Below are 9,150 nucleotides of genomic sequence, written 5' to 3' on the forward strand. Positions count from 1 at the left end.
CAAACTTAGACACAAGCCGATCTCCAATCAGAGATCGATCATTCCTCGCTCGGCGCCTTCAATGGAAGGTGGGACCGCGCTGCAGGCTACAGCGCGCGACGTTCATCCGACCGGAGCGCGCTTTTCGCATGCTCCGCCCTGTGCTGCCAGCCAATCTGCAAGATCAACGCTCCTTGAATGCTCGCTCCGCCTGATCCTGCAGCGGCTTGAGAAGGTAGGATAGCGCGGTTCGACCCGGCGTCTTGATGAAGACCTCGACTGGCATGCCGGGCAACAGCTTGGCCGACCCGAGTTTCGCGAGCTCTTCCGGCTTCAGCAGAACGCGACCCGTGTAGTAACTGGTTCCGGCACGTTGATCCTGGGTGATGTCTGCCGAGACCATGCTGACCTCTGCGTCGATTTCGGGCGTGGTCTTCTGGTTGAACGCCGCGAAGCGCATTGTCGCGGTCTGCCCCACATAGACCTGGTCGATATCGCGCGGTGCGATCTTGACCTCAACCGCAAGCGAATCCGCATCAGGCACGATCAGCATGATCTGCTCGCCGGGAGAGATCACACCTCCAACCGTGTGGACGCTCAGCTCGTGGACGCGGCCGGATTGCGGTGCCCTGATATCGACCCGGTTCAGTTGGTCGACCGCCGCAGTTTTGCGTTCGCCCAGCTCGGAGAGTTTCGAGCGCGTTTCGATCAGATCCTTGCCGACTTCCGTCCGCAGGTCCTGGTCGATCTGAATGATCTGGAGTCCGATTTCGGCGATCTTGCCCCTCGACTGAGCGATCATTCCTGCCAACTGGCTGCGCTCGCCTTCGAGGCGCGCGGAATCGCGCTCCAGGGAATTAAGCCGCGTGATCGGCACCAGATTTTTTTGCCAGAGACTGCGCACGCCCTCCAGCTCCTGCCGGATAAATTCGACTTCCTTCTGCTTGGCCTCGGTTTGCCCCGTAAGGCCCTTGATCTCGTTTTCCAGCTGCGCGCTCTTCTCCTGCAACTGCGCTTTTTGGCCGCTCCTCGCCTGACGACGCAGGTCGAACAGCTTTCGCTCCGCGATGATTGCACGGCTCGCCTCGGAGTTGCTCTCCTTGGCCCGGTCGAGCAGCACCTTGGGGAACATGACCTGCTCGGCACCGTCGCGCTCAGTCTCGAGACGAGCCTGCCGCGCGAACAGCTCATCGAGGCTGTTGGTGACGATCGTCGCATTCGCGAGCGTCTGGGTCTCGTCGAGGCGGATCAAAATATCCCCTGCATTGACACGGTCGCCCTGCCGCACGCGCAGCTCTCCCACGATCCCACCGGTGGAATGCTGAACTTTCTTGACGCTTGAATCCACCACGACCACGCCTTGGGCGATCACCGCGCCCGACAATTGGGTCGTTGTCGCCCAACCGCCGATCCCGAAGGTGACCAGACCGAACATGATCATACCGACGATCATGTAACGCTGGATGGATTGCATTGCAGGAGCCACCTGGCCGTTCATCGGCTGCCTCCTTGAGCTTCCGCGACGACCTTGAGCGCTACGGGATTTCGCAACACTCTGTTGAGAACCTCCTCTCTCTTGCCGAAGGACTGAACTCTGCCTTCCCCGAGGCACAGGACATGGTCCACGCCCTCCAGCGCCTTCGGACGATGCGCGATAACCGCAACAATCCCACCACGGCGGCGTACGTTCAGGATCGCCTCGGTTAAGGCTTCCTCGCCCTCGGCGTCAAGATTGGAAGAGGGCTCATCAAGCACGACCAGGAATGGCTTGCCGTAAAAGGCTCGCGCAAGCCCGATACGCTGCCGCTGCCCCGCCGACAGCGCTAACCCTCCCTCGCCGATCTTCGTGCTGTAGCCGTCCGAAAGGGAGAGGATGAGGTCGTGCGCGCCCGCGGCATGCGAGGCTTCCAGAACTGCGGCGGCCGTTGCCTGCGGGTCGAAACGTGCAATGTTCATCGCAATACTGCCATCGAACAATTCGACGTCCTGAGGCAGATAACCGATGTGCTTGCCGAGGGCGTCCGAAGACCAATGATCGAGCGCGGCCTTGTCGAGCCGGATCCTGCCTCGAATGGACGGCCAGACCCCGACCAGCGCACGTGCCAACGTCGATTTGCCGGATCCGCTCGGACCAATGATTCCAACCGCCTGCCCGCTCCGCAGTTGGAACGACACTTCACTGACGGTGGGCCTCTCCGAATTTGGGGCTCCAATATAGAGCTGCTCGACGGTGAGGGTTTCAACAGGCGGAGGCAATGCCAACCGCTCCTCCTCCTCAGGCAGAAGCTTCAGCAGGCGATCGACTCGTTGCCCCGATTGCCGCGCGGCGACGAACCCTTTCCAGTTCGCAATGGCCAGTTCAACGGGCGCAAGGGCCCGCGCGGTGAGGATCGATCCGGCAATGATGATGCCGGCCGTCGATTCCTGGTTGATAACGAGGACGGCGCCAACGGCAAGAACCAGCGATTGCAAGATCGCCCGGAAAATCTTGGATGCGCCACCGAGTCCGTTTGCGACATCGCTGGCCCGCTCATGGGCCGCGAGGTACTTCACGTTGACATCCTGCCAGCGTAAGGTCGCCTGTTGCCGCATGCCCATGGCCTGCAGGACTTCGGCATTTCGCCGCCCCTCGAGCGCCAGTGCGGTTCGCGAGACGGCGAGACGCGAGGTCGCCTTTGCCGGCCCTCGGGTGCGCGTTTCCGTGAGCATCGTAATGCCGACCAGCACCAGCGCGCCGGCCAGCGCAGTGACGCCAATCCAGAAGTGAAAGAGAAAGCAGACGCCGAGGTAGATCGGCATCCAGGGCAGATCGAAGAGCGCCGTCGGCCCTCCGCTCGACAGGAAGCTGCGGACCTGATCAAGGTCCCGCACCGGCTGCAAGCCGTCGCCGTCGGCTCTGGTCTTCAAAGGCAGGCGAACAAGTGCGTCGAATATGCGAAAGCTGAGCTTTTCATCGAAATATCGGCCGACCCGGGCGCTGATCCTGCTCCTGACGAGGTCGAGCCCACCCTGGAACAGGTAAAGAACCGTGGCCAGAACCATCAAGGCGATCAGCGTCGGTATGCTGCGCCCGGGCAGCACCCGGTCATAGACTTGCAGCATGAAGAACGAGCCGGTGAGCATGAGGAGATTGCTCATCCCGCTGAAAGCCGCGAGCGCCCAGAATATCCTGCGGCAAGACCGCAGGAATGCCGACATCTCTGACTGTGGCTCCTCATAGTTCTCCGCCGGTCGAAGGCGAGCGACGAAGATCCGCTGCCGCAGGGCGTCAACCCAGCGCCTTGCCCAGCCAATCAGTCGCGGCGTCCGCGGTTCGGCGGCATCCGCCGACTGTGCTCCGCCAGCCCATAGTCCCGATATGTGCAGAAGTCGAATGCGAAAAAGATTCGCAGGTGGGGGGATCACCCCCCACCGTCTAAAGTCCATCATGGCAGCCGCCCTTGAATGCCTTGTCGGAGGATCCCCCAAGAGATCCCCCGAGGCCGTTGTTGAGTACTACTCTTTGTGGTTACGCCGTCCCTACGCGAAGTGGAAGTCGTGACTGGCCAACGCATCCAGCTTGGTGTTTTTCAGCGTGAGCGTGTCGCCCCCCGTCGCGATGACGACGTCCTGACCCGATTGGGTCGCATGGGAAAGAACACTCGCAAAGCTGTCGAACACGCTCTTGCTGAACTGGATCGTGTCGTGAGCAGGTCCGCTGGCAGTGAAGTCCTTGATGACATCGTTGCCGAAATTCGCAGCAAACGAGAACGTGTCGGCCTTGGTGGTGCCAACGAAGGCGTCATTTCCTGAAGTGCTGGTCTGTATGTTGCTGCCTGTCGAGCTCGAAGTAGCAACGACCTGACTGGTGCTCGTGGACGACGTAGTTGCGCTGGAAGCACCGATTTGCCCGTCACCATTGAGATCCTGGTGAAAGCTGGTCTCGAGCGATTTGAGCCCAGAGTTCGTACCCGACACGGAGCCGTCGGACGTGGAGCCGGTCAGGCTGCTGACATGGGAGACGTAGTTGCCGTTGCTATCGGTGTTCCACGCCGTGTACTGACCCGTGCTCGCCTCTTTCCAGACGACCTGATAGCCCGTAGCCGTCTTCTCCGCACCAATCGGTGCCCAGGTGCCATCTGACCCCTCGACAAAATCCACGCCGTGAGACTTCAGCGACGGGCCCGTCCCGGTGCTGCTGTTGAGGTAGTATTTGTCGCTACTCTCAACGAGACGTGTTGCACCAGCCGACTCGATGACCGCCCCAGTGGTTGGCGTTGGCGACGTCGGCGTGGTTGGTGTGGTCGAACTGCTGGCACCGATCTGCCCGTCACCGTTCAGATCCTGGTGGAAGGTCGTCTCGAGCGACTTAAGGCCCGAGTTCGTACCCGACACCGAGCCGCCCGACGTGGAGCCGGTCAGGCTGCTGACATGGGAGACGTAGTTACCGTTGCTGTCGGTGTTCCACGCCGTGTACTGACCGGTGCTCGACTCTTTCCAGACAACCTCATAGCCCGTGGCCGTCTTCTCCGCACCAATCGGCGCCCAGGTGCCATCTGACCCGTCGACAAAATCAACGCCATGAGACTTCAGGGTCGGACCCGTCCCGGTGCTCGTGTTGAGGTAGTATTTGTCACCACTCTCCACGAGACGTGTTGCACCGGCCGACTCGATCACCGTGCCAGCAGTTGGCGACGTCGGCGTGGTGGGGGACGTCGGTGTGCTGGGGGATGTCGCGGTACCGGTGCTGGCCGTAAACACTGTGGACGCCACACTGGTATTACCCGCCACGTCCATTGCCTTCGCGGAGAGGCTGTGCGAACCGGCCGCAAGGGCGGCGGTGGTATAGGCCCACACGCCGCTGCTGTTGGTCGTCGCGGTCCCGATCTGGGTCGTGCCGTCGAACACCTTTACGACGCTGCTCGCTTCGGCATTGCCCGACATCACCGCCTGATTGGCGCTGTTCACCGTATGGCTGACAATTGTCGGCACGGTCGGCGCTTTGGTGTCGACAGTGACTGCCAGCGCAGACGATGAAGCGCTGGTCTGTCCCGACGAGTTGGTCGCAGTTGCGGCTAACGTATGCTTGGCGTCAGTCAGGACCTTTGTGATGTAGTCCCAATTGCCGCTTGAATCCGCAGTCGTCGAGCCGATTTGGGTTGTGCCGTCGTAGACCTTGACCGTGCTGCCGGCAGCAGCCGCACCCTTGAGCTCGATGGTATTGTCGTTGGTGATCTTGTCGCCTGCGGTGCCGCTATCGGTCGAGAACGACGCGATAGTCGGCGCACCCGGTGCGGTCGGCGTCGTCGGTGCGGTGGGCGCAGTCGACCCTTCGACCGGTAAAGGGGGCGCGATGAGATCACCCGGGACGAGTTGACCATTCACGATCGTCGCGTAGCGTACATTATCCCACTCTGTGATGTGTATTTTCGCACCGGTTTGCTGAAATAGAAGCGGGCCGTACTCAAATGGCCCGACAAAATACACGTCTTTCATGGCGACGTTAATATCGCCTGGCCCATCCGAGGCAAAGCGCAGACCATACGGACCACCTTCGAACATCACATTATCGAAAGTGAACGTCCCACTATAGTTGTCTGCAACGAACATCCCGGCCGTTGCGGCAGTGTTGTGGGACACGATTGCGGAGTTTGTGATGGTCACATCGCCGGTGCCGCCGGGAGCATAGGCCTGAATACCATCGGCATGATCGGACCCTATGCCCGTCGTTTCAATGTACGAATTGTTGATGTTTACAGTGCCGCTGCCGCCGATGCGGACCCCTTCTTCCGAATTGATACGGACATCGTCCATGCTGAACGAGCCAGTGCCGACGACCGACGCAGTGTTGCCGGTGTCGGTAATACTCTTATTCGAAACCGTCCCGCCATTTGGAACGGAGACCGAATTAGAAGTAGTAACCCCGCTAAACATCGGGTCATTCCAGCTCATCGGAATGGTTGCCATTTAGTTTTCTCCTGATCGCTTTGATTGGTTTGTCCCTGGCACGCGCCCAATTTAACCCCCGAGCGGCGATGCTGTGCGACTCTGCTAATGCAGCGCCGTGGGGTTCGTCTTGGTCGATGGGTGGAGGCTTTTTTGGGACGACACGAGGGCCCACCCAAGGTAATTCCCAGGTAACCGAGCCAAAATCTCACCACCCACGAATTCAATACGTCCGAGATTCTTTAATTAACTCAAGTATTAGCTCGGCGTTCAGGAGCTAAGCCATTAACATCAACCTATACCTAGGAATACTCGACCGCCCGAGCCCTCCAGTCGCGAGATGATTGAGTTGACAAGAGCGTCTTCGCCATTTGAATCGACAATCTGCCGCTCGACAAACAAATTAAAATATTGCGACGACAATCTCATCGCCAGAAGCATAATCGATGAACCAAGCGAAAATTGCCGGTAATCACCTCGCCGAACGCCGCCGCCGGCAGGGCAACAATCTTTTGCGTGCGTTGGGACCTGGGCGGGATCGGCGCCCCGATCAACCGAGCTCTTGCGCGCCGGGCACCACATCCGGCCGACCTGTCTTGCCTTTTGGGCCGTCCAGCAAAACCACGAATGCAACTCTTGCGGCCCTGCGGCCGGCGAGGTCGAGTGAATGCATATCACCGCGACCGCAGGTCTCCAGCGTTGCGGTGTCAACCGCGCCCATGATCCGCATCCGAACCCCGGCCGCAAACTCGAGTTTCGATCCCCCCGCTGCTGATCGGCCCGACTACTGACCAGGCGTCCCCCTCAATTCTGGCATCACATCGCCGGCACGTGGCCCACTTGTTGCGCGGCGCACCCGTCAGCTCGGGGCGCAATTCAGACCAACGTCGCCGCCGACCCATTTCCACTACTTCAGCCGCTCTACTTGGCACTGCGCCTATCACTTTCCACAAGGACAATTCTCAATGCCGCGCTTCTTTCGGGAGGCGGCTTTGGCGGACGCATACCGTCGAGGATTATCTGCCGTCAGACAAATCTGTTGAGGCGCTCCACCGGTTATTATTTCCACCTGAAGGATCGGGGCCGGCTTTTGGGCAGCAGGTCAACCTCGGTCGTTACCGTCCAACCGGCTTCGGAGAGGCGATCAACGATCCCGGTACAAGCACGCCATTGACGATCGTGGCGTTCCGCACATTGTCCCAGAGCTTGATGTGGTTCACATGTCCGCCAGCATCACTCAGCAGTAGCGCGCCGAATTGGAATGGACCGACGAAGTACACGTTCTTCAGGTAAACCTGGTTATCGCCGCCAACGTCGGGATGTACGCGCAGGCCAAAGGGACCACCGATGAAAACCACATCCTGCAAATCGATCGTACCGGTCCAGTTATCTGCGATGAAGATACCAGCGGTCGCATCATGATTGTGGCCATGGAATGTCGTGTTTCTTATTTTCAGAGTGCCGCGATTTCCCGGCGAATAGGCTTGCAAGCCATCGGCATGATCCCCGGATATGCCCTGTGTCTCGATGTAGCAATTGCTGATGGTGAATGTACCAGAACCACCAACGCGAAAACCTTCCCGCGAATCGACGCGGCAATAGTCAACAATGTTGTCGCCGCTCATCCCAATGCTCGCCGGTTCAGATACATGCTCCTTAATGGAGGTACGCGAAAGGTTCTGCCCCTTGCTCAGCCAAAGCTGGCTGGTCCGTTCCGTCAGCCCTGTGAACATCGGATCATTGAAGGTGAGTGGGATGGCGCCAACAGACGTGCTTTGCGCAGCATAGTTGACGGTTGCTGCGCCGGTCGCGCTGCCATTGCGGTTCGCTGCCCCGACGGTCAAAGCGATGCTGCCCGTGCCTTGGATGGTAGCTATACCAGCTGCCGTGACCGTCTGGTCCGTGCAGTAGTGGCCCGACGACGTATACCCGATCTGACATCGCCCGATTTTCGGAATGGCGATCTTGGCGTCGTTTGACGGCACGCACTGCGAGGCCGAGGACGAATGACGCGGCAGGCATGGAGCGTCCTTCGGCAACGGCGTCGCCGCGGTGGCGAGAATGATCACCAGTGGGGCGAACATCAGGACCAGCTTAGCCCCGAACCAAGGCCGAGCGAACGAATTTGAGCAGTAGGGCAGCATCGCGGGCCTTTGGTCCCGGCCAAGCGCAACGCTATTCGTTTGCACGCGAACGCGCTTCGGATGCCCTGTCAGGCGAAACCTCGCAACGCTCGCCACAGCGCCAAATCCGAATTCGGTATAGTATGCACGTAAACCACCGAGAAGTCCCATTTCCTGTCTCCCCAACGTTTCTAAGCTGGTATCATGCACGTATCGGGCCCGGTTAGGAACGCTGACAAGGCAGCGCTTTGATTGAATTGACATCTGCATCGCCATTCCGGACGGCCCGGTCGAGGCATCGCACAATGCACGCATTTGCCGCTCATTTCTCCATCTACGTATGTTTTGCAAAGCTAGATTTGCGCGAGCGCGCCCTCACCCCGCCTCCCGGGCTTTCTGTCTGCGTCAACTTATCGAATGAAACTAGAATGCCATTTGCATACGTCGGGGAAGCAAAGATCTTGACAGGTCGGATGAGTGTCTTGCGCGGCGGAGGGAACGGAAGTGACCCCGTTCTTGTGGTCGAACATCAAACCGCTACCGAGCAAGAACATGAGCAAGAACTGCGTTGACGGACTTTTTTCTTGGTCCTGACAAACGGCTCAGCTTTGTCATTATAAGCGTTGCGTAGGCATCGATGTGTTCCTGAAGCTGCTTGAGGCTTGTGAAGGAGGTGCCGCTTAGTGACTGCCCCTGCAAGATCGAGAACCAGACCTCGACCTGATTGAGCCAGGACGCGCTTGTCGGCGTGAAATGAAATCGCACGTTGGGGTGGGCCTTGAGCCAGTGCTCATTTTTGTTGTGGGTGTCGAGATTGTCGAGGATGACGTGAAGCTTTCGGCCCGGAAAGGCCGCGGTGACGCTGTTCCTCGGCGGCTTTGGTCGTAAAGTTCGGGTCGTTGCTCTCGCACCAGGACTTGCGAGCCACGAGTTCAATCTTGTTGATGCGCAGGAACCGCCAGACATACTGGACGTCAACATCGCCCAGCGCCTCGGCCAGCAGAGGGCCGGTGCAGCGTGCGAACCCTTGCGGGGGCGGCTTATCCGTATTCCTCCGGGGTGGGCCGCCTTGTTGAGTTGCAGGTATCCGACGAGGATCTAGCTTTAAGGCTAGCCTTAAGGT

At 59.4% G+C, this 9,150-nt stretch carries 4 protein-coding genes and 1 pseudogene; all 5 read right to left on the reverse strand.

Annotation, left to right across the window (positions count from 1 at the left end; translation table 11 throughout):
• Positions 1–163: 163 nt before the first annotated feature.
• On the reverse strand, positions 164–1,477 hold the full coding sequence (locus tag AC0L3A_RS39095) for an HlyD family type I secretion periplasmic adaptor subunit (protein WP_085395820.1): 1,314 nt from the start codon (positions 1,475–1,477) through the stop codon (positions 164–166).
• Positions 1,474–3,177 (reverse strand): type I secretion system permease/ATPase, encoded by a 1,704-nt coding sequence (locus AC0L3A_RS39100; protein WP_473256411.1) that lies wholly within the window; start codon positions 3,175–3,177, stop codon positions 1,474–1,476. Before AC0L3A_RS39100 ends, AC0L3A_RS39095 begins: the two co-directional genes overlap by 4 nt.
• A gap of 321 nt (positions 3,178–3,498) precedes the next feature.
• Entirely contained in the window at positions 3,499–5,925 is a 2,427-nt protein-coding gene (locus AC0L3A_RS39105) for an Ig-like domain-containing protein (RefSeq protein ID WP_473256412.1), read from the reverse strand.
• Between the two features lie 1,094 nt (positions 5,926–7,019).
• A complete protein-coding gene (locus AC0L3A_RS39110; RefSeq protein WP_473256413.1) occupies positions 7,020–8,342 on the reverse strand; it encodes a hypothetical protein in 1,323 nt (440 codons plus the stop codon).
• A gap of 214 nt (positions 8,343–8,556) precedes the next feature.
• Positions 8,557–9,072: pseudogene (locus AC0L3A_RS39115) on the reverse strand (transposase); the annotation flags it as partial.
• Positions 9,073–9,150: the final 78 nt, after the last annotated feature.

Source organism: Bradyrhizobium sp. MI1.3, assembly GCF_055811695.1.

Excerpts from the sequence above, each read along its gene's own strand:
- AC0L3A_RS39095 (WP_085395820.1), bottom strand. The coding sequence starts at position 1,477 with ATGAACGGCCAGGTGGCTCCTGCAATGCAATCCATCCAGCGTTACATG.
- AC0L3A_RS39100 (WP_473256411.1), bottom strand. The coding sequence starts at position 3,177 with ATGTCGGCATTCCTGCGGTCTTGCCGCAGGATATTCTGGGCGCTCGCG.
- AC0L3A_RS39105 (WP_473256412.1), bottom strand. The coding sequence starts at position 5,925 with ATGGCAACCATTCCGATGAGCTGGAATGACCCGATGTTTAGCGGGGTT.
- AC0L3A_RS39110 (WP_473256413.1), bottom strand. The coding sequence starts at position 8,342 with ATGCGTGCATTGTGCGATGCCTCGACCGGGCCGTCCGGAATGGCGATG.